At 62.7% G+C, this 26826-nt stretch carries 26 protein-coding genes; 9 read left to right on the forward strand and 17 right to left on the reverse strand.

Annotation, left to right across the window (positions count from 1 at the left end; translation table 11 throughout):
- Positions 1-350 precede the first annotated feature (350 nt).
- From ftsX to ftsY, 3 genes are all read right to left on the reverse strand, one after another.
- Positions 351-1307, reverse strand: a complete 957-nt coding sequence (gene ftsX / locus G5134_RS01930) for a permease-like cell division protein FtsX (RefSeq protein ID WP_005308051.1) — start codon at positions 1305-1307, stop codon at positions 351-353.
- On the reverse strand, positions 1307-1975 hold the full coding sequence (gene ftsE, locus G5134_RS01935; RefSeq protein ID WP_005308049.1) for a cell division ATP-binding protein FtsE: 669 nt from the start codon (positions 1973-1975) through the stop codon (positions 1307-1309). The genes ftsX and ftsE overlap by 1 nt, the downstream gene beginning before the upstream one ends.
- A gap of 90 nt (positions 1976-2065) precedes the next feature.
- Entirely contained in the window at positions 2066-3910 is a 1845-nt protein-coding gene (gene ftsY, locus G5134_RS01940; protein ID WP_065017358.1) for a signal recognition particle-docking protein FtsY, read from the reverse strand.
- A 110-nt stretch (positions 3911-4020) separates the two neighbouring features.
- Between ftsY and rsmD the strand changes: the two genes are divergently transcribed.
- Both rsmD and G5134_RS01950 read left to right on the forward strand, forming a co-directional pair.
- Entirely contained in the window at positions 4021-4650 is a 630-nt protein-coding gene (gene rsmD, locus G5134_RS01945; protein WP_065017357.1) for a 16S rRNA (guanine(966)-N(2))-methyltransferase RsmD, read from the forward strand.
- Between the two features lie 120 nt (positions 4651-4770).
- Positions 4771-5082 carry a DUF1145 domain-containing protein gene (locus tag G5134_RS01950; protein ID WP_065017356.1) on the forward strand — a complete coding sequence of 104 codons (312 nt, stop codon included), beginning with the start codon at positions 4771-4773 and terminating at the stop codon, positions 5080-5082.
- A 38-nt stretch (positions 5083-5120) separates the two neighbouring features.
- On the opposite strand, the gene G5134_RS01955 is transcribed toward G5134_RS01950, so the two are convergent.
- Complete coding sequence (locus tag G5134_RS01955; RefSeq protein ID WP_005308044.1) at positions 5121-5486, reverse strand: YijD family membrane protein; 366 nt, start codon at positions 5484-5486, stop codon at positions 5121-5123.
- Between the two features lie 20 nt (positions 5487-5506).
- A complete protein-coding gene (gene fabR / locus G5134_RS01960; RefSeq protein WP_005308043.1) occupies positions 5507-6127 on the reverse strand; it encodes an HTH-type transcriptional repressor FabR in 621 nt (206 codons plus the stop codon).
- A gap of 149 nt (positions 6128-6276) precedes the next feature.
- On the opposite strand from fabR, the gene G5134_RS01965 reads away from it, so the two are divergent.
- Positions 6277-7395, forward strand: coding sequence for a fatty acid desaturase (locus tag G5134_RS01965; RefSeq protein WP_065017355.1), 1119 nt, complete (start codon positions 6277-6279; stop codon positions 7393-7395).
- A gap of 476 nt (positions 7396-7871) precedes the next feature.
- Here the strand turns inward: G5134_RS01965 and G5134_RS01970 are convergent, their stop codons facing one another.
- Entirely contained in the window at positions 7872-9125 is a 1254-nt protein-coding gene (locus G5134_RS01970; RefSeq protein WP_065017354.1) for a phospholipase D family protein, read from the reverse strand.
- 77 nt (positions 9126-9202) lie between these two features.
- On the opposite strand from G5134_RS01970, the gene G5134_RS01975 reads away from it, so the two are divergent.
- Positions 9203-9349: a hypothetical protein gene (locus tag G5134_RS01975; RefSeq protein ID WP_005308040.1), complete on the forward strand. Its 147-nt coding sequence runs from the start codon at positions 9203-9205 to the stop codon at positions 9347-9349.
- Positions 9350-9356: 7 nt separating this feature from the next.
- Here the strand turns inward: G5134_RS01975 and G5134_RS01980 are convergent, their stop codons facing one another.
- The 3 genes from G5134_RS01980 to tatA all read right to left on the reverse strand — a co-directional run bounded on the left by G5134_RS01980 (position 9357) and on the right by tatA (position 11462).
- Positions 9357-10781 carry a lytic transglycosylase F gene (locus G5134_RS01980; RefSeq protein WP_010635397.1) on the reverse strand — a complete coding sequence of 475 codons (1425 nt, stop codon included), beginning with the start codon at positions 10779-10781 and terminating at the stop codon, positions 9357-9359.
- Between the two features lie 202 nt (positions 10782-10983).
- On the reverse strand, positions 10984-11286 hold the full coding sequence (locus G5134_RS01985) for a YfcZ/YiiS family protein (protein ID WP_065017353.1): 303 nt from the start codon (positions 11284-11286) through the stop codon (positions 10984-10986).
- A gap of 14 nt (positions 11287-11300) precedes the next feature.
- Positions 11301-11462 (reverse strand): twin-arginine translocase TatA/TatE family subunit, encoded by a 162-nt coding sequence (gene tatA, locus G5134_RS01990; RefSeq protein ID WP_005308036.1) that lies wholly within the window; start codon positions 11460-11462, stop codon positions 11301-11303.
- Between the two features lie 273 nt (positions 11463-11735).
- On the opposite strand from tatA, the gene G5134_RS01995 reads away from it, so the two are divergent.
- A complete protein-coding gene (locus G5134_RS01995) occupies positions 11736-12704 on the forward strand; it encodes a LysR substrate-binding domain-containing protein (RefSeq protein ID WP_065017352.1) in 969 nt (322 codons plus the stop codon).
- 148 nt (positions 12705-12852) lie between these two features.
- On the opposite strand, the gene G5134_RS02000 is transcribed toward G5134_RS01995, so the two are convergent.
- Together G5134_RS02000 and G5134_RS02005 are read right to left on the reverse strand one after the other, a co-directional pair.
- Positions 12853-13452 carry a YhgN family NAAT transporter gene (locus G5134_RS02000; RefSeq protein WP_010635400.1) on the reverse strand — a complete coding sequence of 200 codons (600 nt, stop codon included), beginning with the start codon at positions 13450-13452 and terminating at the stop codon, positions 12853-12855.
- Between the two features lie 100 nt (positions 13453-13552).
- Positions 13553-13798 carry a YecH family metal-binding protein gene (locus G5134_RS02005; protein ID WP_017785721.1) on the reverse strand — a complete coding sequence of 82 codons (246 nt, stop codon included), beginning with the start codon at positions 13796-13798 and terminating at the stop codon, positions 13553-13555.
- A 208-nt stretch (positions 13799-14006) separates the two neighbouring features.
- Between G5134_RS02005 and G5134_RS02010 the strand changes: the two genes are divergently transcribed.
- On the forward strand, positions 14007-15290 hold the full coding sequence (locus G5134_RS02010; protein WP_025202372.1) for a dicarboxylate/amino acid:cation symporter: 1284 nt from the start codon (positions 14007-14009) through the stop codon (positions 15288-15290).
- A 14-nt stretch (positions 15291-15304) separates the two neighbouring features.
- On the opposite strand, the gene G5134_RS02015 is transcribed toward G5134_RS02010, so the two are convergent.
- On the reverse strand, positions 15305-15619 hold the full coding sequence (locus G5134_RS02015; protein ID WP_005308027.1) for a DUF2007 domain-containing protein: 315 nt from the start codon (positions 15617-15619) through the stop codon (positions 15305-15307).
- 55 nt (positions 15620-15674) lie between these two features.
- Complete coding sequence (locus G5134_RS02020; protein WP_005308024.1) at positions 15675-16577, reverse strand: LysR family transcriptional regulator; 903 nt, start codon at positions 16575-16577, stop codon at positions 15675-15677.
- Between the two features lie 96 nt (positions 16578-16673).
- On the opposite strand from G5134_RS02020, the gene G5134_RS02025 reads away from it, so the two are divergent.
- Entirely contained in the window at positions 16674-17726 is a 1053-nt protein-coding gene (locus tag G5134_RS02025) for an HlyD family secretion protein (RefSeq protein WP_005308022.1), read from the forward strand.
- Positions 17726-19279, forward strand: a complete 1554-nt coding sequence (locus G5134_RS02030; RefSeq protein WP_017764707.1) for a DHA2 family efflux MFS transporter permease subunit — start codon at positions 17726-17728, stop codon at positions 19277-19279. The genes G5134_RS02025 and G5134_RS02030 overlap by 1 nt, the downstream gene beginning before the upstream one ends.
- 61 nt (positions 19280-19340) lie before the next feature.
- On the opposite strand, the gene G5134_RS02035 is transcribed toward G5134_RS02030, so the two are convergent.
- Positions 19341-19967 carry a lysoplasmalogenase gene (locus G5134_RS02035; protein WP_005308018.1) on the reverse strand — a complete coding sequence of 209 codons (627 nt, stop codon included), beginning with the start codon at positions 19965-19967 and terminating at the stop codon, positions 19341-19343.
- Positions 19968-20155: 188 nt separating this feature from the next.
- Here G5134_RS02035 and G5134_RS02040 point away from each other — a divergent pair, with 188 nt between their 5' ends.
- On the forward strand, positions 20156-20296 hold the full coding sequence (locus G5134_RS02040; protein WP_010635406.1) for a hypothetical protein: 141 nt from the start codon (positions 20156-20158) through the stop codon (positions 20294-20296).
- A gap of 185 nt (positions 20297-20481) precedes the next feature.
- Here the strand turns inward: G5134_RS02040 and G5134_RS02045 are convergent, their stop codons facing one another.
- From G5134_RS02045 to G5134_RS02055, 3 genes are all read right to left on the reverse strand, one after another.
- Complete coding sequence (locus G5134_RS02045; protein ID WP_010635408.1) at positions 20482-23043, reverse strand: TRAP transporter permease; 2562 nt, start codon at positions 23041-23043, stop codon at positions 20482-20484.
- 87 nt (positions 23044-23130) lie between these two features.
- On the reverse strand, positions 23131-24102 hold the full coding sequence (locus tag G5134_RS02050) for a TAXI family TRAP transporter solute-binding subunit (protein WP_065017351.1): 972 nt from the start codon (positions 24100-24102) through the stop codon (positions 23131-23133).
- Positions 24103-24517: 415 nt separating this feature from the next.
- On the reverse strand, positions 24518-26671 hold the full coding sequence (locus G5134_RS02055; protein ID WP_065017350.1) for a S9 family peptidase: 2154 nt from the start codon (positions 26669-26671) through the stop codon (positions 24518-24520).
- Positions 26672-26826 lie beyond the last annotated feature (155 nt).

The raw sequence follows: 26826 nt of genomic DNA on the forward strand, positions 1-26826 counted from the left end.
GTCTGAAGCGGAATCATCTTAGGCCGGCAGGATGAATCATGAATGAACAGTCAAAAAAAGGGGGTCACAATGAAGGACCCCCGAAAAGTAGCATGCTAAGTCCATTGTTGCGGAGCTCGCAACCTTCACATGCTTGCCAAGTCAGACGAGCAAGGCATAGGGGCCACACCCGTATAAATTCTTCGCAATTGTAGACTGCTTATAAATCAGAAGGTTCACAGGATCCAGAGAAGATCCTGAAGACTGGTGCTATCCAGATTACTCCCAGAACGGTGGCCGTGCCAGAAACGGCCACTCTTTTACTTGATCCAGGTCGCAAAATCCAGCGCTTTGAAACGCTGATAAATTAATCAGGACGGTTCGATGTCGCGAATGTGGCGATGGACCGAAAACCAGGAGGCGATCAGACCCAGCAGGGCCCCCAGCAGGATCAGGTTGATCCCGTCGACCGCTCCCATGCCCACCAACCGGAAGTTGCTGTTGTAGAGACCCGCCAGCTCCTTCACCACCCCTTCGCTCCAGATCACCATCACCTCGGTCAGCCACCAGGCCAGCATGCCGCCAATAACCCCGAACCAGATGCCGGTATAAAGGAAGGGACGATGGATAAAGGCATCGGTCGCCCCCACCAGCTTGAGCACTTCAATCTCGGAACGCTGGTTGAGGATATTCAGGCGCAAGGTGTTACCGACAATCAGCAATACCGCGGAGAGCAGCAGCACGGCGATGCCGGTGATGGTGTGGCGCAGCAGGTTCATGATCCCCTGCAACCGGGTCAGCCACTGCAGATCCAGCTTGCCCTGCTCGACCCCGTCTTCATTGCTCAGCTTGTTGAGCAGCTCGGCCGCCCCTTCCGGGTTCTGCCAGCGCGGATCCGGGATCACGCTCAACACCGGCGGCAGCGGGTTGCTGTCGAGGTAGTCGAGCGCATCGCCAAAGCCGGAGATCTCGCGAAACTCCTTGAGCGCCTCATCCCGGCTCATGTAGGTGACCGACTCCACCTCCGGGTAGAGCAGGATCCGCTGCTTCATGTCGAGGATGTTCTGCTCGGGCAGATCCTTGCGCAGGTAGAGGGAGATCTGGGAACTGGTCTGCCAGCTCCCCTCCACCACCTCGGCGTTTTTCAGCAGCACGTGGAAGCAGGAGGGCAGCGCCAGGCTAACCCCCAGCACCGCCAGCGTCATCAGCGAGGCGAGCGGATTGCGCCACAGCTCCCCCAGACTGGCAAAGGCCTGGCGGGCGTGGTCGACCCAGTACATCATGAAGCGCCGCAGCGGCGGCTGTTTGTGACGCGCACGAATGGCCATCAGAGCTCCTCCCCGGACGAATACATGCGACCCGCCTTGAGGGTCAGGGTGCGATAGCGCATGCGGGCGATCAGCCCCAGATCGTGGGTGGCAATCAGCACGGAGACGCCGAAGCGGTTGAACTCCTCGAACAGCCGCATGATGTCCATGGAGAGCTGGGGATCCAGGTTGCCGGTCGGCTCATCCGCCAGCAGCAGCGGCGGCTTGTTGACGATGGCGCGGGCGATGCCGACCCGCTGCTGTTCACCGCCGGAGAGCATGCGCGGCTGGTAGCGCTCCTTGCCGAGCAGCCCTACTTTGTCGAGCGCCGCAGCCACCCGCTTGTTGATGTCTCCATGGCTGTAGCCGTCGATCACCAGCGGCAGCGCCACGTTGTCGAACACGGTGCGGTCCATCAGCAGGCGGTGGTCCTGGAAGATCATGCCGATCTGGCGGCGCACATAGGGGATCTCCCCCCGCTTGATGTGGCTGACGTCATCGCCATGAAAGAAGACACGGCCGTCGGTCGGCCGCTCCATTACGCTGATGAGTTTGAGGAGGGTACTCTTGCCTGCGCCCGAGTGCCCGGTCAGAAAGGCCATCTCCCCCTTGCGCAGATGAAAACTGACCTTCTGCAGCGCCTGATGGCCGCCGCTGTAAACCTTGCTGACCTTGTCAAAACGGATCATAACGGTTCCCTGACAGTGACAAGCCCCGACCTGGGTCGGGGCAGGGGGCGCTCAACTCACGGCGCCCGAGCTTGCTCATCGCGAAGACACTCACTCCTCGCGACTGAAAAGCGCCTCGATGAAGTCGTTGGCCACGAACGGACGCAGATCGTCGATCCCCTCGCCCACCCCGATGTAGCGGATCGGGATCTGGAACTTGTCGGCTACCGCGAAGATGACGCCACCCTTGGCGGTGCCATCCAGCTTGGTGAGGGTGATACCGGTCAGGCCAACCGCCTCGCTGAACAGCTTGGCCTGGCTCAGGGCGTTCTGGCCGGTACCCGCGTCCAGGGTCAGCATGATTTCGTGGGGTGCCGCATCGTCCAGCTTCTTCATCACCCGCACCACCTTCTTGAGCTCTTCCATCAGGTTGCTCTTGTTCTGCAGGCGACCGGCGGTATCGGCGATCAGCACGTCGGCCCCGCGCGAGCGGGCAGCCTCGATGGCATCATAGATGACTGAGGCGGAGTCGGCGCCGGTGTGCTGGGCAATCACCGGAATGTTGTTGCGCTGGCCCCACACCTGCAACTGCTCGACGGCGGCGGCACGGAAGGTATCGCCAGCGGCCAGCATCACGCTCTTGCCCTCGGCCTGGAACTGCTTGGCCAGCTTGCCGATGGTAGTGGTCTTGCCGACCCCGTTCACGCCCACCATCAGGATCACGTAAGGCTTCTTGCCGGTGTCGATCACCAGCGGCTGCTCGACCTTGGCCAGCATCTCGCCCATGTCCTGCTTGAGCAGGCCGTAGAGCGCCTCGGCATCCTTGAGCTGCTTGCGATCCGCGTGCTGCACCAGCCCCTCGATGATACGGGTGGTGGTGTCGACGCCAAGATCGGCGGTCAGCAGCTGGGTCTCCAGCTCCTCGAACAGCTCATCGTCGATCTTCTTGCCACGGAACAGGCCGAAGAAACCGGAACCGATATTCTCCTTGGTGCGCACCAGACTACGCTTGAGGCGAGCGAAGAAGCCCTCCCGCTGCGGCTTGTCCTGGGTGTCGTCGTCCACCTTGGCTGCCAGTGGCAGTGCGGCCAGTGCGGCAGCCTCAGCCTCCATCTCGGCCACCAGGCGCAGATCTTCCGCCCGCTGGGCCTCTTTGGCGATCCGGGCTTCCTCGGCAGCCTGAGCTTCGGCAGCGATACGAGCCTCTTCCGCAGCGCGAGCTTCAGCGGCAATACGGGCCTCTTCCGCTGCGCGAGCCTCGGCAGCAATGCGAGCCTCTTCTGCGGCGCGGGCTTCGGCGGCAAGACGAGCCTCTTCTGCCGCACGAGCTTCGGCGGCAACGCGATCCTCTTGCGCGGCACGGGCTTCGGCGGCAATGCGAGCCTCTTCTGCGGCGCGGGCTTCGGCAGCAATACGAGCCTCTTCCGCCGCGCGGGCTTCGGCGGCAACGCGAGCCTCTTCGGCAGCCTGAGCGGCGGCGGCAATACGGGCCTCTTCCGCTGCGCGAGCTTCGGCGGCAAGGCGAGCCTCTTCGGCAGCCTGAGTGGCAGCGGCAAGGCGGGCCTCTTCCGCCGCCTTGAGATCGGCCGCAACCCGGGCAGCCTCGGCAGCTTGCGCCTCGGCAGCCGCACGCTCCTCTTCGGCGATCAGGGCTTCATTGACGATCACCGGCTCCAGATCGGAGGCACACTCCTCCACCACCAGCGGACCATGGTCGTCCAGCTCGGCAGGCGGGCAGCAATCATCGTGCAAAACGGAATTCTGTGCGCTGGCGGGCACTTCAGCAGCGACGGCCGGCGTACTATCGGAAACAGTCGTATCGGAAACGGGAGCCGGGTGAGCCGCGACTTCGGGCTCAGCGGTAGTCGGGGTGGCTTGCGGTGTCTGTGGTTGGACAGCCTCAGCCTCTTCTTTCTTGCGGCCGAAACCCAGCCAGGAAAACAAACCTTTTGCCATCTAAAAATACTCACATCAAAGGCTGACTGCTAAGATAGCCGTCCCTCGGCGGGTCGGCATAAAAATGAACCGCCTTATACTATCACTTTATTTTCTGACGACGAAACGCGATGCCCAGAGTGAAATCCAGCCGTAACGGCCCGAGCAAGAGCCCAGCCCCGCAGGGGAAATCGGGCTTTGTAAGAATCATCAGCGGCCAGTGGCGAGGCCGCAAACTGCCGGTCAGGGATGTGGAAGGACTCAGACCCACCACGGATCGCGTCAAGGAGACCATCTTCAACTGGCTGGCTCCCCATGTGCGCGGCACCCGCTGCCTGGATCTGTTCGCCGGCAGCGGCGGGCTGGGGCTGGAGGCGCTATCGCGTTACGCCGAGCAGGTCACCCTGATCGAGATGGACAGGGGCGCCGCCGAGCAGATCAAGAAGAACCTGACCACCCTCGGTAGCAGCCAGGGTCAGGTGATCCAGGCCGATGCCGTCAGCTGGCTGCAGGGGCCGGCCACGCCGTTCGACCTGGTGTTTCTCGACCCCCCCTTTCGCCGCGAGTTGCTGCCCCAGGTGTGCGAGCTGCTGGAGCTGCGCGGCTGGCTGGCGCCGGACGCCCTAATCTATCTGGAGCGAGAGAAGGAGATGGCCGATCTGCCGCTGCCGGCCAGCTGGCAACTGCTCAAGGACAAGCAAGCAGGTCAGGTCTGCTACCAGCTCTATCTGCGAGAGATCAAGAATGACGCCGCGGTTTAACAGCCGGGTGGCTGGGGAAGATGGGCACGAGCCCCTCCCCGTCAATCTGGACAACGACTCAAGGACAAACAGGCCGATCAAATCAGGTCTGCTATCAACACTATGTGCGGGAGGTAAACGATGAAGCGGGTGTTTAATCTGTTGGCGATGGGTCTGATCCTGTTCTTCTGGTTCGGCGTGCTGGTCAGCCTGATCGCCCCGCTGCCGGGCAAGCTCAATGGCTTCCTGCCGGTGTGCGGCGTGATCGTGATCCTGATGCACTGGGTGCAGGCCAGTATGGTCAAGGCTGCCTGCAAGCCCTACTTCGCGGTGAGCCGGCTCGAGTTTACCCAGGTGCTGGTGTTCGGGGTGTTCGGCATGGTGGAGATCCGCGCCAAGCTGCAGGCCATCGTCGATGCCAAGCGGCGCGGCGAAGACAACAAAGCCGGGTGATCCCGGCTCTGTCATGGTGGTGATGGAAGGAGTGCTGGTCACTCCTTCTCTTTTTTCCCCACGCTGATGCCGAGCTTGATGGAGAGCACGGCCAGCAGCAGCAACATCATGATCAGCGAGAAGAAGTTGCTGCCAAGCTCTGGGTACTGCACCTTGACCAGCGCCGAATGGCCGAACACGCCGATGAAGAAGCTGAGCAGCATGCAGACCGGGGTGTTGCCCTCCAGCGAGACATGACGGTAGTGCTGGTATAGCTGATAGGCGGCCAGCACGAAGGCGATCATCGGGAAGAAGGAGAAGGGCACCGCAGACTCTGACAAGACCGTCAGGGAGGCATCACCACAGATGCCGATGAGCAGGGCCAGCAGCAGGGGTTTCTTCGGAATCGTGTTCTGGTCATGCATGGAGCTGTCCATCCTTTGACTTAAGAGAGAGGTTCACGGCGCTTCTGGTTCTGGACCTCGGCGCCCATGGCGATCATGCGCAGCTGACGGATGGTGCGATCGGACAAGGCCCGGCACTCCTCGCTGGTCATGTCGAGGGCGTCGGCACCGGCACTGAAGACGATGGTCACCATGGCCTCGGCCTGGATGTAGGCCTCTTCCCGCGGCGCCCCCGTGGTGGCTTCGAGGTAGTCGGTCAGCTCGGCGATGAAATGCTGGATCTCCCGCGCCACCGCCTGGCGAAATGCAGCAGAGGTGCCGGAGCGCTCGCGCAGCAGCAGCCGGAAGATGTTCGGGTTGTTCTCGACGAACTCCATGAACGTCTGTACCGAGGTACTGATGACGCTGCCGCCACCCGCAATGCGCTGACGCGCCTGGCGCATCAACTGGCGCAAGGTCAGGCCGCCTTCATCCACCAGGGTCAGCCCCAGCTCCTCCATGTCGCGAAAATGACGATAGAAGGAGGTGGGCGCAATGCCGGCCTCCCGCGCCACTTCCCGCAGACTGAGGTTGGAAAAGCTGCGATTGGCGCACAGTTGGCTGAACGCCGCCTCGATCAGAGTACGCCGGGTTTTTTCTTTTTGTTGCGCGCGAATACCCACGAAAACAGTCACCTTCAGGTTATCGAGGCCAAATGATAACCCGAAGGCTGCGCCAGGATCAGGTTTGTCTCCTACTTTTTTACCATTGACCCCAATTCCGGCTGCATGGAAAATAGCGCACAGCTGTTCGCTGAAAGGAACCGAGTGAGATGGAACGCCCCCCGATCATCATGACCAACACCCTGCTGTTCGCCCTCTCCGGGCTGACCGCCCTGATCGCCGTGCCCTGGTACGGCATGACCCATGGCTATGACCTCTGGCAGTGGGGCAGCTTCCTGCTGCTGTTCTGCTATTGCGGCATCTCCATCACCGCCGGCTACCACCGGCTCTGGTCGCACAAGGCCTACAAGGCGCACCCGATCCTGCAGTGGATCTTCGCCATCGGCGGCGCCCTCGCCCTGCAAAACTCGGCGCTGCACTGGTCTTCCGATCATCGTCGCCACCACCGCCACGTGGATGACAACCAGAAGGATCCCTACAGTGCGGGCCGCGGCTTCTGGTTCTCCCACATCGGCTGGATGCTGCGGGAATATCAGCGCGACATCTACCACGACTACAGCAACGTGCGGGATCTGCAGAACAACCCCGTGGTCGCCTTCCAGCACAGGCACTATCTGGCGCTGACCCTGGCCACCAACATCGGCATCCCGCTGCTGCTGGGGCTCGTCCACGGCGATCTGCTCGGCATGCTGCTGCTGGCCGGGGTGCTGCGCATGGTGATGACCCATCACACCACCTTCTTCATCAACTCCCTGGCCCACATCTGGGGCAGTCAGCCCTTCACCGACCGCAACAGCGCGCGGGACAACGGCATCCTGGCCTTCTTCACCTTCGGCGAGGGCTACCACAACTTCCACCACCTGTTCGAGAACGACTATCGCAACGGCATCCGCTGGTGGCAGTTCGATCCTACCAAGTGGCTGATCCGCAGTGCCGCCTGGTGCGGGCTGGCACGGGATCTGCGCGCCTGCCCGGAAGAGCGGATCGAGCAGGCCAGGCTGGAGATGCAGCTGAAACGGGCCCAGGCCAGGCTGCACAGACAGGACGACAGGGAGCTGTGGCAGGCGTTGCTGCAAGAGGAGTACGACAAGCTGAGCCAGCAGCTGCAGCACTACTACGCCAGCCGCAAACGCCTGCTGGAGCAGCGCAAGCGCAAGGCGCTGGCCCGCTACGACCAGCTGAAACTGCAGCTGGAGTATCGCAGCCTGCACGATGCCTTCACCGTGGCCAAACGCAACTGGAGCCGCCTGTTGGCAGGCATCGCCTGACCATAGACCGTCAGACTACACAAAGAAAAAGACCGCCAATCGGCGGTCTTTTTGTTCAGCCCAGCCAGCAGGCCATAAAAAATGGGGTGACACTCGCATGTCACCCCCTCGCAAATAGCATGTTCCATATTGGAATCCGGTCCCGTCGGGTTCCTCTCCTGCTTCCTGAGTTTCCGCTACCCATCTGAAGCAGGCTCCGGCTGGAGCGATCCAGTCGGCCGATTCCCTTCACGACCCTCTTCCGCACGACGGCAAACCGTCGTGTTGTCCTTGCAGTTGAAATATTACGCAGATAAATAAAATAAAAAACCGATATATTCGGCCATCTATGCAAGCATCTGCCGCTCATCCAACTTCAACCAGAAAACAATCTGATTAAAAACAATACGATAAATCACCCCATCGCCATTGGATGGCAAACGTTATCCTCGAAGGCGCACAAGGCTTTGCGAGATCTCGCACAAGCCGTGATCCACTCACAACCAGCGCTGCAACGGCAACCAGTCACTGACCCTGGCCAGCAGGCGGCGCAGGGTCGAGGGCGGGGCAGCCACCGAGTGGGATGAACGCTGCTGCCAGGTCGTCAGCCACTGCTGCAACTCCGCGCACAGCGCGGGGCAGGCCAGATGCAGTACCAGCTCGGTGTTCAGCAGCAGGGAGCGCGGATCCAGATTGAAGCTGCCGAGTAGCGCCTCCTCCTCCCCCACCAGGATCAGCTTGGCGTGCAGGCTGAGAGATGCCCCCTCCAGCTCCGACAGCGCTATGCCCTGGCGTATCAGCCAGGGGCGGTGACGGCGGTAGGCGCCGTACACCAGCGGCACATCCGTGCTGGCCAGGGAGTTGGTCAGGATGTCGATGGTCACCCCCGCTTGACGCTGCTGCCTGAGCCGGCGGCGCAGCCCCCGGGTCAGGATGAGATAGGGGGTGACCAGGCGCAATGTGCCCTGATTGTCGGCCAGTTTGCGCCAGAGCAGGCGCGCCGTGGTGGGCCGGGATACCAGCCCCTTGCCGGGGCGGTCAAACCACACCTCGGCCCGCCCGGCATGCCAGCGCAGGGGGATGGGCTCGGGATCGAACAGGCTGGCCGGCAGGTCATAGACGGCCGCGATCTGCGGCTCGTTCAGGGTCAGCAGGAAGTCGTTCACCACCTGCACCTCGGCCCGTTGCAGCGGGCGGCGCAACAGACGGCGGATCGGGTGGCTCCAGCGGCTGCGCCAGAATTGATCAAACCCCTGCTCGACCCGCTGGCAGAGCGGGCCGCGGCAGGCAAGATCCAGATCGACGAACTGGGGGGCACCGCCGAGTCCGAAGTAACGATCCCCGATATTGCGACCCCCGATCACCGCCTGGCTGCCGTCCACCAGCAGCAGCTTGTTGTGCATGCGGTGATTGATGCGGCGAAAGCTGAGCAGCCCTTCCAGCAGCAGGGTCAGTGGCCGCCAGCCGCGCAACCAGAAGGGATTGAACAGACGCACCTCGATGCCCGGCTGGTGGGCCACCATCTCCAGGAAGCGGTTGTCGCCGGCATAGAGGTCGTCGATGAGCAGTTGCACCCGCACCCCGCGTTTGGCGGCATGCAGCAGCTCCGCCAGCAACAGCTTGCCGCTGCTGTCCTCCTCCCAGCTGTAGTACTGGGCCTGGATCCGGCTTCTGGCGCTGCGGATCAGCTGGCAGCGCAGCTTGAGTGCCAGCTCGGGCTGGTCTATCAGGGCGAATTCAGCGGGGATCATGGCGTCATCCGCCTGTCATGAGGAAATGGCATAACGCTGGCTAAGGGCCTCGTAGCAACAGGATGAAGGAATTTACCATGGAACTCACGGATCGCCCCGCCATCAGTCACAGACCGCAGGCCAGCGAGCCGGATCCCTCGCCGAGCGGCCAGCTGACCCCCTGGTATCTGCAACACAGGGATCAGGCCTGGCAGCCTTTCACCTCGCCCGCCCCATCGCACTAGCAGGACGTCAGGGCTGGGCCACCGCCTCGATGGCGGCCGCCTTGCCCTCCAGCTGGGGTAGACTGAAGCGGTAGGCCACATAGTACTTGTAGATGGTGCTGACATAGTTGATGGGACCCTGCCCCACCTCGTTGGCCACCAGCTGCTCCACGTTGCCGAACCAGACGTCGGGATCCAGCCCGGCGGCCTCGGCCTTGGCCCTGAGCGCCTGCACCCGGTTCGGGCCGGCATTGTAGGCCGCCAGTGCAAACAGGTGGCGGTTGAGCACGTCCAGCTTGGGATCGTTGAAATAGGTGTCGAGGATCAACCGCATGTAGCGGCAGGCCGCCTCCACGTTCCCCTCCAGGCTGGCGAGGCGAGCGCCGCGAATGCCCACTTCGCTGCCAGTACTCGGCAACAGCTGCATGATCCCCACCGCCCCCCGTTCGGAACGGATATTGGCATTGAGGCCAGACTCCTTGTAGGCCAGCGCCGCCAGCATCAGCCAGTCCAGCCGGTACTTGTCGGCCTGCTGCTCCAGCACCTTACGGATGGTTGACAACCGGCCCAGCGGATCCGGCGCCAATATGTTGCTCATCTGGTCGTTGCGAGCCAGCAGGCGGCGCAGGGCCATGTCGCTGTAAAGAGTGCGCTTGCCGGCATCGGCCAGATAGTCGTTGACCGCCTTGAGCAACTCGGGGCTGTTGTTGCGCAGGGCCCAGGCGCTGCGGCCGTTGTCCCGCAGCGGGATCAACTTGTGGGCTCGCAGCCCGCTGATCATGCCGAGCCAGATCCGCCCCTTGAAGCTGTCGGTCACGGTGAGCGGTATGATGCCGGCCGCCACCATCTCCAGCAGATCCCCGTCCTGCAGGTATTCAGGCACGGTTTCGATATAGACGGGGGGCAGCCCCAGCTCGCGAAACAGCCAGTTGAGCTGGCGCAGGCTCTCGTAATAGCTGGAGCTGGCCCGCACCCAGACCCGCCGGCCTGAGAGCTGGGTAATGCGGTTGAAGGTCGGCAGGCTGTGCTGGCTCACTACCCACTCTTCGATGGGAGCGATCACCGGGTTGGAGAAGGTCACCTGCTCGCGCCGGGTCGGCGTCACCGTCATGTTGGCGGCCACCAGATCCCCCCGCCCCTCGGCGAGATAGTCCAGCAGCTTGTCCTGGCGCACCGGGATGTAGATGATCTTGAGCTTGATCTTCTCCTTGGCCAGATAGGTCTGGTTCAGCCAGCGCTCGAATCCCTGCAGCTGGTTGACCAGAATGCCGTGCTGGGTCCCCTTGTCGAGGAAGAAGAAACCCCGCTCATAGACCACCAGGGCCCTCAGCTCTTTCTTTTGCAATATGCTGGCGAGATCCCCTGGCTGGGGCAGCCGCTGCGGCTTGAGATCCGCCGCCAGCAGCGGCAGCGCCCACAGGATGAGCAGGCTCCAGAGCCAGCGCCGCCTCATGGCGTCACCGCCCGTGGCTGTCCGGGCTTGATGAGCGACGTGAAGGGGGGTGGCGAAGAGCCTGCGCTGAACCATGATGAGATCGCCTTCTGTTGGCCGACTCGCGTCGGGCAAAACCGTCTGTGGGATAACTAACTATAGAACGCAGACCCACAGCAGAAGGGTCAGCACGGCAGGCGAACCTGCCGTGTTTTCAGGGGGCTCAGATAGAGCGGGCACGCATCTCGAAAATGAGTTTTTCGGCGGTGCAGGTGAATTGCAGGCGGGCTTTCAGGATCACGCCGTTGGCGCCCTGGCTCAGTTCGCTGCTGCTCTTGGCTTCGGCGGTGACCTGCTTGGCCAGCGCCTCGTAGGCGGTCAGCTTGGCGCGGGCGTCGGCCTCTTCGGCGGCCTCGATCACCAGCTCCATCACATCGTCACCCTCGCCGATGATGGTGCCAATTTCGGCGAAGCAGCCGCAGCTGTCACAGGTCTCGTTCAATTCCACTTTATCTTCTACGGACATCATTCAACTCCCACTTATTTCGGCTGTGATTCATCGTCACGCAAGGCTTTACGAAAATCCCTGATGGCGGTGCCCAGATCTTCCCCGGCGCCGGCCAGGCGTTTGCTGCCAAACACCACGACCACGACGACGAGCAGGATCAACAAATGCCAGATATGAATTCCACCGAGTCCCATAGGGATACTCCTGACTGATAGATACCGATCGTTTGTATCAAAAGAAGGCGCAAAGATTGTTGGGCAAAATCAAGACAGGCGCAAGTTTGCAAATAAATCACCAAAAAATACGGCGACCCAAAGGCCGCCGTATTGCTTGATGCTACTTGTCCCCTCAACCACTACATCCTGTACCAGCCGCCATTGAAGGCGAGAGACGTTTCGAGCATAAGTTCGCCTAGATATGAAAACAAATGGTATAAATTCATCTAAGAATTGAAGAGGATTCATATCATGTTACTGGAACAGCTGGGGCGCATCGACCTCAATCTATTGATAATCCTGCAAGTTTTGCTGGAGGAACGAAACGGCAGCCGGGCGGCCCGTCGCCTGCATCTGAGCCAGTCTGCCGTCAGCAAGGCCCTCGGCCGGCTGCGGGAAACCTTCGACGATCCCCTGTTCGTGCGCTCGGCCTACGGGCTGGAACCCACCGCACGCGCCCTCAGCCTGCAGCAGCAACTGCAGCCGATCCTGCTGTCGCTGGACAACCTGATCCAGCCACCGGATTTTGACCCGACCACCACCGAGCGGGAGTTCGTCATCGCCAGCATGGACAGCGCCTTTACCCTGTTCGCGCCGCTCTACCTGAGCGAGCTGAAACGGCAGGCACCCGGCATCCGGCTGCGCTACGAGGAGTGGACCGAGAACAGCCTGACCGAGATGAGCCAGGGCCAGGTGGACATCGCCTTCACGGTGCGGGAAAACTGCATCAACTCTGACTTTCGGCTCGATACCCTGCCCAACGCCATCTGTCAGCGACTGCTCGCCATCGACGATCTGACCTGCCTGGTGCAGCACGACCACCCTGCCCTGCACGAACCCGAATGGGATCTCACCCGCTACCTGGCCTATCCCCACGTGCAGACCTATTGCGAGGGGCGCGACCGCTGGATGCTGGATCACAAGCTGGCGGAGCAGGATCTCTACCGCCGCATCGAGGCGACCGTCCCCTCCTTCGAGGCGGCGCTGCGGATGGGCATGCACTCGGACATGATAGTGACCCTCTCCCGGCTCTACGCCCGCCATGCCACCCAGGTCTATCCGCTGGTACCGCTGCCGCTGCCCATCGCCCTCGACAGCATCTCCCACCTGCTGATCTGGCATCAGCGCCACGAGGAGGATCCTGGCCACCGCTGGCTGCGGGAAACCCTGCTGGCCCTGATCATGAGCAAACTGGAGCGCACTGCTGCCGAACCGTCCTGATACAGGCGCTGGGCCGTGAGCCCCTGACAGGCTAAGCAAACCGGCCCCGTCGGCAGCCGCAGGCTGCCTCATAGCCACAACGCCGGATCACAAGCAAAAAAACGGGGCTCATCGAGCCCCGTGTCTTGCTTGTTGGCATGCCGGCAAGTCAGTTCTGACCGGTTACCGCCAGGTAGTGGTGCACCCCGTCGAGCAGCATCTGCACCGAGATCATCACCAGCAGCATGCCCATCAGCCGCTCCACCGCGGTGAGCCCTCGCTCACCCAGCAGCTTGTTGAAAACCTCGTAGAACATCAGGATCACGGCGCTGGCGCCCCAGGCCATCAGCAGGGCCAGCGACCAGTCCGCCATCCGGGTCGGCTCCTGGTTGGCCAGCAACAGCAAGGAGGCCAGGATCGAGGGGCCGGCAATCATGGGGATCGCCATGGGCACCAGGAAGGGCTCCTCCCCCGCGGCCAGCCCGGTCACCCCCCCTTCACTCGGGAAGATCATCTTGATGGCGATGAGGAACAGTATGATGCCGCCGGCGATGCTGACCGCCTCCTGGCGCAGATTGAGGAAATTGAGGATCTGCTGACCGACGAACAGGAAGGCCATCATGATCACCAGCGAGAACAGCAGCTCCCGCATCATCACCTTACGGCGTCGCTTGGGATCGATATGGCGGAGGATCGACAGAAAGACCGGCAGGTTGCCCAGCGGATCCATGATCAGAAACAACATGACGGCAGCGGAGAAAGTATCCATACAACGCCCAGGCCAAGCCTTCAACAGAGGAGGGGAAAGAGGGCGAATATAACAAAGGCGGCGGGATTCGGCGAGCGCAGCAGGCGCTCGCCGGCGGGGATCAACCGTGGTTGCAGATCTTGTCGGCGCGGGTCTGGAAACCCTGCTCCGATTCGACGAACTTGCCGCGCTTGGCCAGGAAGTCGATCAGGGCCTCGGCATCCATCTCGCTGGCGCTGCAGGTGTGGAAACGGGCATCCGCCCCGAAGCGTGCATCTATGGCCTGCTTGAGGCTGGCCCGGGTGAACTGGCCGCCCTGCGCCAACATCATCTCCATCACTTCGTGACCGTGTACCGATTGAGTCATTGCAAACCTCTTTAATAGACATATTTGATGCCTATTAAATCCTGCCCCACTGCCGACGACCTTGATATAGGCCAACAAATTGCCGATTTCCCTGCCCCCGCACTGGTGATGGTCACGGCTTTGTCGATAATGTGGCAACCTGAGCAGGGGATGGCTACACTAACGCCCCTTTTTGCCACCGCAGACCGAATATAAGGACATTGGCGTCATGCTGTTCCATGGACTGGCTTTCAAACCCTGGCGGATCTGGACCCGCCGTCCGCTCTGGTTGAAGACCCTGCTCGGCATGCTAACGGGGATCGGGCTCGGCGCCGTTTTCAGCGAACAGGCATTGCTGCTCAAACCCATTGGCGTGCTGTTCGTCAACACCATCCAGATGCTGATGGTGCCCCTCATCTTCTGTTCGGTCATCGCCGGCCTCACCTCGCTGCTCAAGGGCAAGGCCCTAGACCGCATCGCCGGCAAGGCCATCGGCCTCTACCTCTGTTCCACCGCCGTCGCCATCTGCATCGGCCTGATGATGGGCTGGCTGCTGGAACCCGGTATGGGTGCCAATATGGGGCCCTATGAGCGGGTCGGCATGGCAGAGTCCCCCACCCTGGCCAGCGTGCTGAGCCATCTGGTGCCGCGCAACCCGGTGCAGGCCATGGTGGACGGCAAGATCCTGCAAGTGATCGTGTTCGCAGTGGCCCTCGCCCTCGCCCTCAACGCCACCGGTCGACGCGGCCGCCCCGCCATCCTGTTCTTCACCTCGCTGGCGGAGGGGATGTTCAAGCTGACCCAGATGGTGATGGCACTGGCCCCTTACGGCGTCTGCGCCCTGATGGCCTGGATGACCGGCAAGTACGGCATGAGCCTGCTGCTGCCGCTGCTCAAGGTGATCGGCGCCGTCTACCTCGGCTGCCTGCTGCACGTACTCGGCGTCTACAGCAGCCTGCTGATCCTGCTGGCCCGCCTCAATCCACTACACTACTTCAAGAGCATCGTCGATGCCCAGGCGGTGGCCTTCACCAGCAGCTCCAGCAACAGCACCCTGCCCATCAGCCTGGCTTGTGCCGAGCGCCGGCTCGGGGTCTCCCCCGCCATCACAGCCAAGGTGTTGCCCATCGGCGCCACCATCAACATGGACGGTACCGCCCTCTATCAGGGGGTGACCGCCCTGTTCGTGGCTCAGGCCTTCGGGGTGGATCTGCACCTGGTGGATTACCTGACCATCATCAGCATCGCCACCCTAGCCAGCATCGGCACAGCGGGCACGCCGGGCACCGGCCTGATGCTGCTGACGCTGACCCTGACCGCGGTGGGACTGCCGCTGGAGGGGGTGGCACTGATCGCCGGGATCGACCGGATCCTCGACATGGCGCGCACCACGGTCAACGTCTCCGGCGATATTCTGGTTTCCGTATTGATTGCCCGCAGCGAGCGGGAGCTGGATCTGACGACCTATCACGACGCCAGCGCGGGGGAGGACATCGACTTCACCCTGCGCTGAGGCAGGGCGAGCGATTAATTTTCGTGGGGATCGTGGTGGCAGCGCCAGCAGACATCGAAGTTGGCGCCGTTCTCCTCCCCGCACTGACCGCACAGCCAGCCGTTGCCCTGGCGCTGCTGATAGCGTTCGATGACCCGCCCGGCCTTGCTGCGATCCTGCTCGCGCACCATCAGAGTCACTTGCAGCATGTCCACCGGCAGTTCGCCCAGGGCGCCCGACAGCGCCTCGCCATTGAGCCGCACCGGCACCCCTTCCACTTCCAACGCCCCTTTCAGGGCGTGGGCCTCCAGCGAATGGGAAGCCCGATACAGATTGATCCAGTGATCCATGTCTTCCCCCTCAGATCCCCCGCGATGCCGTTACCACGGCACCGGCTCCGGCCGGCTACAGCAGGGTGTCTATGCCGTAGTCGGCCCCCTTGGCCACGATGAAATCGATGAACACCCGCAATTTTCGCGGCATCAGCCGCCGCTCCGGAAACAGCAGGTAAATCGGCACCCGAGGCTGCTGCCATTCGGGCAGCACTGACACCAAGGTCCCGCTCGCCAGCTCCTCGTGGCAGAGCATGGCGGGCAGAGAGGCGAGCCCCAGCCCTGCCTTCGCCGCCTCTCTGGCACAGGTTATATTATTAACCCGAAAGCGGGAGGGAGGGTCAACCAGCACCTCCTTGTCATCCCGCTCGAAGCACCAGTGCGAGGCCAGAAAGCCGCTGGTCACCGCCACCCGCTCATGTTGTACCAGATCCTCGGGATGAGTGATGGCGGGGCTGCGCGCCAGGTACGCCGGGCTGGCACAGATCAGGCGGGCGTTGCTCCACAACCGCCGCGCCGCCAGGTTCGAGTCGCTCATGTCGCCGATCCGCACGATCGCATCCAGCCCCTCGTTGATGGGATCCACGATGCGATTGGTCAGCTCCAGTTCCACCTGCAGACCGGGATAGGCCTGCAGAAACTCCGCCACCAGTCGGCCCACCACCAGCTGCCCTGCCTCGATGGGCACCGCCAGCTTGAGGGTGCCGGTCACCTCCTGCTGGCTGGCGCTCACCATCAGCTCGGCCTGGGCCAGCTCGTCCACCGCCTTGCTGCAGCGCAGATAGTACTGCTCGCCCGCCTCGGTCAGGGTGAGCTGGCGGGTCGAGCGGTAGAGCAGCCGCACGCCGAGGCGCTGCTCCAGCTCGGCGATGCGCCGGCTTACCGTCGCCTTGGTCATGCCCAGCTCCTGGGCGGCCGCCGTGAAGGAGCCCTTGTCGACGATCCGCACTAAAATCAATGCAGCGTTCAGATCCATTGTTGCACCAGTGAAACTGTATATCTCATAAATGGATACTAATCGAAACAGTTGGCCAGTGTTAGCCTGCCTCTCTTAAGTTCAGGAATCCCCCACATGAGTCAACACAAGAAGATCCCCCTGCTGGCCGCCATGATACTGGCCCTGCTCGGCCTGCTGTTTGCCGGTTACTGGTATCTGCACGGCCGCTACTTCGAGAGCACCGACAACGCCTACCTGCAGAGCGAGGTGACCGGCATCGGCTCCAAGCTCTCCGGCTACATCAGCGAAGTGCTGGTGACCGACAACCAGCCGGTGAAGGCCGGCCAGCTCATCGCCCGCCTCGACGACCGGGAGTACAAGACCAAGGTGGCCGAGGCCGAGGCCGACCTGCGCCTCAACCAGGCGACGGCGGAAAATCTCGCCGCCACCCGCACCCAGCAGTTGAGCCTCATCCGTCAGGCCGAGGCCAAGGTCAGCTCGGCCAATGCCGAACAGGTTCGGGCCCAGCAACAGGTGCGCCGCGTCAGCCAGCTCAACCAGCGCCACTACAGCTCCCAGGACAGCCTGGACGAGGTGCGTGCCGGCCTGCAGGTCAATCAGGCCCAGGAGCAGGAGGCCAAAGCGGCCCTGCAGGCCGCCCGCGAGCGGCTGCTGGTGCTGGATGCCGAGGCCAAACAGAACCAGGCCAAGCTGGCATTGAGCGCCGCCCAGCTGGAACAGGCCAAGCTGGAGCTGGCCTATACCGAGCTGCGAGCACCGGCCGACGGCATCATCGGCAAGCGCAGTCTGCGGGCGGGGCTCTACGTCCAGTCCGGCATGCAGGTGGCCAGCCTGGTGCCGCTGCAGCAGGTGTGGGTCGAGGCCAACTTCAAGGAGACCCAGCTGCTCCACATGCAGCCCGGCCAGAAGGTGGAGGTGATCCTGGATGCCTACCCGGATCAGCCGGTCGAGGGGATCATCGACAGCCTGGCGCCGGCCACCGGCGCCAAGTTCGCCCTGCTGCCGCCGGAGAACGCCACCGGCAACTTCACCAAGATCGTGCAGCGAGTACCGGTGAAGATCCGCATTCCGGATCCGGGCGCCCTGGCGGGCAAGCTGCTGCCTGGCCTCTCCACCGAGGTGATCGTCGACACCCGCAGCCCTGATCCCGTGGTCGCCGCCAACTGATGGACGCCATACCACGCCGCAACTGGATCGCGGTCATGGGGGGCCTCATCGGCGCCTTCATGGCCATCCTCGACATCCAGATCACCAACGCCTCCCTGAAGGACATTCAGGGGGCTCTGTCGGCCACCCTGAGCGAGAGCTCCTGGATCTCCACCTCCTATCTGGTAGCGGAGATGATCGCCATCCCGCTGAGCGGCTGGCTGAGCCGGGGGTTGAGCGTGCGGCGCTACCTGCTGTGGACCACGGGGGCCTTCATCGTCGCCTCCGTGCTCTGCTCGTTCAGCTGGAACCTCACCAGCATGATCGTCTTTAGGGCGCTGCAGGGCTTCACCGGCGGGGCGCTGATCCCCATGGCCTTCTCCCTCATCGTCAGCCTGCTGCCGCTGCACAAGCGAGCCACCGGCATGGCGCTGTTCGGCCTGTGCGCCACCTTCGCCCCCGCCATCGGCCCGACCCTGGGCGGCTGGCTGACCGAACAGATGTCCTGGCACTACATCTTCTACCTGAACGTGCCGCCGGGACTGCTGGTGATGGCCATGCTGGCCCACGGGCTGGACAAGAAGCCGGTGGACTGGGAGGTGATCAAGCGGGTGGATCTCATCGGCATCCTTACCATGGCGGTAGGGCTGGGCCTGTTGGAAGTGGTGCTGGAAGAGGGCAACCGGGAGGACTGGTTCGGTTCCAGCTTCATCGTGCGGCTCACCGTCATCTCGGTGGTGGCGCTGGTGTTCTTCGTCATCAGCCAGCTGCTGCGCCGCCACCCGTTGGTCAACCTGCGGCTGCTGCACAACCCGCGCTTCGCGCTGGCCTGCTTCGCCTACCTGGTGCTCGGCATGGCGCTGATGGGCTCCATCTATGTGCTGCCGCTCTACATGACCCAGATCCACAACTACAACGCGCTGGAAATCGGCGAGGTACTGATGTGGATGGGGTTGCCCCAGCTGCTGGTACTGCCACTGGTGCCCAAGCTGACCCACAAGATAGACCCGCGCTATCTGGTGAGCTTCGGTTTTCTGGTGTTCGCCGTCAGCTGCTTCATGAACATGAACATGAGTGCGGATTACGCCGGACCACAGCTGATCCAGTCGCTCATCGTACGGGCGCTGGGACAGCCCTTCATCATGGTGCCGCTCTCCCTGGTGGCGACCGCCAGCCTGACGCCGGACGAGATCCCCTCCTCCTCCACCCTGCTCAACGTGCTGCGCAACCTGGGCGGTGCCTTCGGCATCGCCATCATAGCGACCCTGATCGACAACGACACCCGCACCCATGTCAGCCAGATCGGCAGTACCCTGGCCGCCACCAGCATAGAGGGACAGGCCTATCTGTTGCAGCTGGCCCAGAGCATGATGGCCCAGGGCTCCGGCCCCGAACTGGCCCGTCTGCAGGCTCAGGCCATGCTGTCGAACACCATCAGCCGCGAGGCGGCCATCATGGCCTACAACCAGGTGTTCTTCGTGATGGGTATCTTCCTGCTGATCGCCAGCGCCCTGATGCTGCTGCTCAAGCAGCCGGCCCCGAGGGCGCCGGATGCCGAACCGGTCGAGGCGTGAAAGAGTGGGAAGGGAGTAGCAAAACGGGCCGGCAGGCCCGTTTTTTATTGCGGCCCGCCGGTCAACCCGCCAACGAGGCGGCGATCAGGAACTGGGCGGCGAAGTAGCTGCTCATCACCCAGGCGGTGGCATGGGGGAAGGGGCGACGGAAGCGATCCAGCGCCAGCATGCTGTCGGAGAAGAGGAACATCAGCGCCCCCACCAGGGCGGCGGCGCTGCCGGCGGTGAGGGAGGCGTGCCAGGCACCGGCGGCCACCCAGGCCATGCCGATGATCACCAGCATGTAGCAGAAGACGGGGATCTTCATCTCCCCGAGCTTGCCCCACAGCAGGCCGAACACCATGCCGGCCACCAGCAGCAACAGCAGGCCATCCACCAGGTTCAGCACCAGCGGCCCCTGGGCGAAGCCAACGATGTAGCAGAGGTGCGCGACAAGAAATGCCGCCAGCCCCTGGATGAAGCGGTCGCTCGGCAGCATCAGCAGCACGTCGCCGGCCAGCGACAGGCAGAGACCGAGCAGGATCCAGGCATGGGAGCCGTCGTGGTCATAGCCCTGATAGCCGAACGCCAGCGCTATGATGAGCAGCATGGTCAGCGGCTTGCTGATGTAGAACTGACGGGAGTCTGAGCCGTAGGCCGCACGAATGTGCCACCAGCCCGATGCGATGATCAAGAAACTCAATAACATACCCTGCTCCTCACGTGTCGCTCGCAGTCATACGGCAACATCTTCTTGCTGACAGGGAGAGTAACAAATTCCCCCGGCCAGTGGCAGAGGCGCTCAGCAAACGAGCACCCTACGCCTAAAGTCTAATTGTCCCGTCCACCCGGTTCGGGCATAAGGAACGGGTTCGGAGGATCACCATGGAAGAAGCAATGAGAAACTATCTGCCCGCCATCGACATCATGATGTGCCACTTGGGAATCAGCTTTGAGCAAGCCTGCGAACAGCTGGGATTGAGCCAGGTGGAGCAACAGACCCTGAGCCTGCTGCAGGAGCAGGATCCGCAAGAATAAGCCCTCCCGCGGCCCGTATAGATATCATGATGTGCCGCGTTGAATAGGTCTGAGAGCAGCCGGAACTAAGCTAGGTGAAGCAACAGCCTTTCAACCTGCCGCATAAAGCAAGCTCCGCAGGAATAACCCTACACGGGGTAAATAAAAACGGCGCCATCGTGGCGCCGTTTTTATTGGGTGCGGGATCAGCGTGCCTGACGGCGCCGCTGCAGCCAGATCACGGCACCGAACAGCAGGAAGCCCGGCAGCCACATCAGCTCCTTGGGCCAGCGCTCGGTGGGCGCCTTGACGCTCAGGATCTGCTGATCCATCTCCAGCCCCAGCTCGGCGGCCTGGCTGCCGAAGGTGACGCTGTCGATCAGGATCTTGCCGTCCTGCTCATAGGTCTGGATCCCCAGCTTGGTCAGACGATCCTCACCGCTCGCGCCATCCGGCACCGGCAGCAGCACGGTGAAGCGGCGCAACTTGCCCACCGCATCTTCCCCTTCCATCCGCAGGCGCAGGGTGCTCTCGGCCTCCACCTGGCCCATGGTCTGGGCCAGCTCGGCCGGCGCGGCGTCGCGATACGGGTCGTGCAGCATGTCCATCCAGAAGCCGGGACGGAACAGGGTGAAGGCCACCAGCAGCAGCAGCACGCTCTCGTACCAGCGACTCTTCACCAGGAAGTAGCCCTGGGTCGCGGCGGCGAAGATCAGCATGGCGATGGTGGCCACGATGAAGATCAGCACGCCGTGGGCGAAGTCCACGTTGATGAGCAGCAGGTCGGTGTTGAAGATGAACAGGAACGGCAGCGCCGCGGTGCGCAGGCTGTAGTAGAACGCCGTGATCCCGGTCTTGATGGGATCCCCCTTGGAGACGGCGGCCGCGGCGAACGAGGCCAGCCCCACCGGCGGGGTCACGTCCGCCATGATGCCGAAGTAGAAGACAAACAGGTGCACGGCGATGAGCGGCACGATGAGGCCGTTCTGCTGCCCCAGGGTGACGATCACCGGCGCCAGCAGGCTCGACACCACTATGTAGTTGGCGGTGGTGGGCAGCCCCATGCCGAGGATCAGGCTCAGCAGGGCGGTCAGCAGCAGCATCAGCAGCAGGTTGCCCATGGAGAGAAACTCCACCAGATCCGCCAGCACCAGGCCGACCCCGGTCTGGGAGACGGCCCCGACTATGATGCCGGCGGTGGCGGTGGCGATGCCGATGCCGATCATGTTGCGGGCACCGGCGATCAGCCCTTCGCGCAGATCCACCACGCCGTCGGTGAAGCTGCCGTAGTCATGCTTGCCGTCGGTGCGCAGCCAGTTCAGCAGCGGGCGCTGGGTCAGCAGTATGATGATCAGCATCACCGAGCCCCAGAAGGCCGACAGGCCCGGGGAGAGTCGCTCCACCATCAGACACCACACCAGTACCACCACCGGCAGCAGGAAGTGCAGGCCGGAGAGCAGCACGGCGCGGGTTTCCGGCAGCTCGTCCAGCGGCTTGTCCGGATCTTCCGACGGCAACGGCTCGTTGCTGGCGGCGATCTTCAGCAGTCCCAGGTAGGCGGCGGCCAGCAGCACGCTGATCCCCGGCAGGGCGTAGTCGCCCAGCGCCGGCTTGAGCCAGCCCAGGCCGTAGTAGACTGCCATGGAGAGGCCGCTGATAAGGGCGGCACCGAAGGCGAAGCCGGTCAGGCGGCGCAACCATGGCCGCGGCTGACGGTTGCCGATGGGCTGCATGCCGAGCTTCAGCGCCTCGAGGTGCACTATGTAGAGCAGGGCAATGTAGGAGATGGCCGCCGGCAGGAAGGCGTGCTTGATGATCTCGACGTAGGGAATGCCGACGTACTCCACCATCAGGAAGGCGGCGGCCCCCATGACCGGGGGCATGATCTGGCCGTTGACCGAGGAGGCAACTTCCACCGCGCCGGCCTTCTCCTTGGAGAAGCCGACCCGTTTCATCATGGGGATGGTGAAGGTGCCCGTGGTCACCACGTTGGCGATGGAGGAGCCGGAGATGACGCCGGTCAGGGCCGAGGCCACCACGGCCGCCTTGGCCGGGCCGCCGCGCAGGTGGCCGAGCAGGCTGAAGGCGAGCTGGATGAAGTAGTGGCCCGCACCGGCGCGCTCGAGCAGGGCGCCAAACAGCACGAACAGGAAGACGAAGCTGGTGGAGACCCCGAGGGCGATGCCGAACACCCCTTCGGTGGTGATCCACTGGTGGTTGGCCAGCGCATGCAGGCTCACCCCGCGGTGGGCCAGCAGGGAGGGCATCCAGGGACCGGCCAGGCTGTAGGCCAGGAAGACGATGGCGATCACCGCCAGGGCCGGGCCGAGGGCACGGCGGGCGGCTTCCAGCAGCAGCGGAATGCCGATACAGGCGACCACGAAGTCCATGGTGGTCAGGTTGCCGGGGCGCTGGGCCAGCTGCTCATACATGATGAACAGGTAGCTGGCGACGGCGGCGCCGATGAGGCCAAGGGCGATGTCACCGAGCGGCACGCGGTCGCGCGGCGAGCTGCGCATGGCCGGGAACACCAGATAGGCGAGCAGGATGGCGAAAGCCAGGTGAATCGAGCGTGTTTCAGTGTCGTTGAGAACACCGATGCCGAGAGAGAACGGCAGCGGCGAAGCGATCCAGAGCTGGAACAGGGACCAGATCAGCGCAAGACCCGCGATGATCCAGCTCATGGTGCCCACCGGCAGGCGGGCTCCCACATCCTGGGCGATCAGCTCCTCGGCCGAGAGCGCCTCTTGTTGTTGTGTTTGCTGCATAGTGTGGCTCTGTTGGTACTGCAATAAATGAGACTCGCCCCCCCGAGGGAGGAGCGAGTCTGGGGCACATCCGAAACCGCAACCGGATTACATCCAGCCACGTTCCTTGTAGTAGCGCACCGCGCCTTCATGCAGCGGGGCGGAGAGACCCACCTTGATCATGTCGGCTTCCTTCAGGTCGGCGAAGGCCGGGTGCAGGCGCTTGAAGCGATCCAGGTTGTCGAACACGGACTTGACCAGCTGGTAGACCACTTCCGGATCGGCCTTGGCGCTGGTGGAGAGTACGGCCTTGCCACCGATGGACGGGGTCGGGTTCGGGCTGCCCTTGTACAGACCACCCGGGATCTCGGCCTTGCTGTAGTAGCTCTTCTCGGCCAGCAGCTTGTCGATCTCGGGGCCGGTCACCGGCACCAGCACGGTATCGGTGGTGGTGGAGGCTTCCTGGATAGCGCCGTTGGGGTGACCGACGAAGTAGCTCATGGCGTCGATGTTGTTGTCACCCAAGGCAGAGGCCTGCTCGGCGGGTTTGAGCTCGGAGACCAGACTGAACACGGACTTGTCCCAGCCCTTGACGGCCATGATCTCTTCGAAGGTGTCGCGCTGGCCGGAGCCCGGGTTGCCGATGTTGACGCGCTTGCCCTTCAGATCGTCGAAGCCAGCAATCTTGGCGTCCTTGCGGGCCAGGATGGTGAACACTTCGCTCTGCAGGGAGAAGACGGCGCGGATGTCATCCATCGGACCCTCGGCCTTGAACGGCTCGACGCCCTTCATCGCCTTGTACTGGTGGTCGGACTGCATGATGCCGAAGTTGAACTCGCCGGAGCGGATGCCGTTGACGTTGGCAACACCGCCGCCACTGGCCGGGGCGTTGCACTTGATCTGGTGATCGGCGGCGCCGCGGTTGAGGAAGCGGCAGATGGACTGGCCCGCCACGTAGTAGACACCGGTCTGACCGCCGGTACCTATGGTCACGAAGCGCTCCTGCGCCTGTACCGGACCACCAAACGAGACACCGACCAGAGCTGCCGACAAGGCACACGCCAGGGATATTCCTTTCATGTTGTTCATCCTTTTTGATTGATTCAGCTCGCCCGTTCCACGGGCGAATGCAAGACAAACCGCCGTGCTGCGTCGGCGGTCGTCCGTGACCTCGCGATGAGGAAATGGGTGAACGACCAGCGTTCCCCAAAACGCCACCAGCATCCTGTGGTGAGACAGTCGGCTTCATGCCAACCAGAGATAATTGGCACCGAGGGGGCCAATTAAAGAGTTATAACGGCATCGATTAAGCACACGGCGCCAACATAAATCAAACAAAAACACAAAATGAAGGATATCGGTCGCCAGAAATTTGAAGCCGATCATTAATTTGCCGATCGACGATTAATTGGTTGTGCTACCGGACAGCAGGCGGGAAGAGGGAAAGGAGATTCTTTTGCAGCCCTTGTCTGGCAAGGGCTGCAACCTTGGTGACTTATGCTTTTGGCTTGGCCAGATCCAGGATAAACGCAAACTCCAGCGCGATATCCTCGTAGGCCTTGAAGCGGCCCGACTTGCCGCCGTGGCCGGCGTCCATGTCGGTACTCAGCAACAACTTGTTATCATCCGTCTTCAGCTCCCGCAGCTTGGCCACCCACTTGGCCGGCTCCCAATACTGCACCTGGGAATCGTGCAGGCCTGTGGTGACCAGCAGATTCGGGTAGGCCTGCGCCTTGACCTGATCGTAGGGGCTGTAGGCCTTCATGTAGTCGTAGTAGCGCTTCTGGTTCGGATTGCCCCACTCGTCGTACTCACCGGTAGTGAGGGGGATGGACTCGTCCAGCATGGTGGTGACCACGTCGACGAAGGGGACCTGGGCCACCACGCCGCGATAGAGCTGGGGCGCCTGGTTGATGACGGCCCCCATCAGCAGGCCGCCGGCGCTGCCGCCCATGGCGTAGACCTGATCCCTGGCACCATAACCCTGCGCCACCAGCGCCTCGGTCACGTCGATGAAGTCGTTGAAGGTGTTCTGCTTCTTCAGCAGCTTGCCATCCTCATACCAGTGGCGGCCCAGCTCCTCGCCACCACGAATGTGGGCGATGGCGTAGACGAAGCCGCGATCCAGCAGGCTCAGCCGGGCGCTGCTGAAGTCCGGATCCATGCTGGCGCCATAGGAGCCGTAGCCGTAGACCAGCAGCGGATTGGTGCCTGCGCCGGTCCCCTCCTTCTTGAACTGGTCCTTGCGATAGACCAGCGACACCGGCACAGCCACGCCGTCACGGGCGGTGATCCAGAGCCGCTCGCTGGCATATTGATCGGCCTTGAAGCCCGCCACCGGCTGCTGCTTGAGCAGGGTGCGCTTGCCGCTGTTCAGGTCGAGCTCGTAGGTGGAGGACGGCGTGGTCATGGAGGAGTAGCCATAGCGCAGGGCGCTGGTGTCCGGCTCCGGGTTGTAGGCAAGCCAGGTGACATAGGCGGGATCGTCGAAGGCGATCTCCTTCTGCTCGCCGCTCTGCCAGTTGACCTGGCGCAGCCGGGTCAGCCCCTGGCTGCGCTCCTCCAGCACCAGCCACTCCTTGAACAGGGCATAGCTCTCCAGCAGCACATCCGGATTGGGGGCGATCACCGCCTTCCAGCGCTCCACCGGGCTCTCTTTGGTCTCGTACAGGCCGAAGTTCTTGCCGTCCTTGTTGGAGCGCACATAGAAGCGGCCGCGGTAGTGATCCAGGCTGTACTCGTGATCCACCTGGCGCGGCAGGAACAGCCGCGGCGCCTGGGTCGGCACATTGGCATCGATGAGGCGCGCCTCGCCGGTAGTGGTGCTGGAGAGGGCGATGACGATGAAATCTTCCGAGGTGGTGGCATAGAGGCTCACGTAGAAGGTGTCGTCCTTCTCCTCGTAGACCAGGGTATCCTTGGCGGGATCCGTACCCAGCTCGTGGCGATAGACCTGGTAGGGCAACAGGGTCTTGGGATGCTTGCGCACGTAGAACACTGTCTTGCTGTCGTTGGCCCACACCAGATTGCCGGAGGTGTTCGGAAGCGTGTCGGTGGCCCACTTGCCGCTCTCCAGATCGAAGAACTGGATCTGGTACTGGCGGCGGGAGAGGAAATCTTCCGCCACCGCCAGCCAGCGGTTGTTGCGGCTCACCTCGAGCGCCCCCAGGGCGTAGAACTCGTGGCCCTCGGCACGCTGGTTGCCGTCCAGCAGCAGGCTTGTAGCCTCTTCACCAATTTTGCTGCGTGAATAGATGGCGTACTCCTTGCCCGGCTCGTAGCGGGTCTGGTAGCGATAGCCGTTCTTCACATAGGGCACCGACTCGTCCTGCTGGGGAATGCGGGCCACCATCTCCTGATAGAGTTGGTCGCGCAGCGGCTTGACCGGTTTGAGCATGGCGTCGGTGTAGGCGTTTTCGGCCTCCAGGTAGGCCAGCACCTCGGGTTTCTGGCGCTCGTCATCGCGCAGCCAGTAGTAGTTGTCGACCCGGATATCCCCGTGTTTTTTCAGGGTATGGGGGTGTTTGGCGGCCACGGGAGGCTGGATCTGGGTGTCGCGTGTGGGCATGGCGGACTCATCATTGGCATATGAACAGGGAACGGCGGCTAGGCAAGCCAGCAGCAGAAGCCCTCGGGAAAAGGTGAACATGTCGCATCCTTTGCGCTTTAAAAGGGTTGGCGGACCTGAGCCTTGGCTCCTTGGACAGGGGACCAATCTGCCCCTTGTCGCCTTCAGTTGCAAGTTATCCCGCGCCGGGATGTAAAAGGGCCGCCATCTCGCGATGGCGGCCCCCATACCTGACC

Source organism: Aeromonas sp. 600276 (assembly GCF_049175815.1).
In the GTDB taxonomy this organism is placed as follows: domain Bacteria; phylum Pseudomonadota; class Gammaproteobacteria; order Enterobacterales; family Aeromonadaceae; genus Aeromonas; species Aeromonas dhakensis.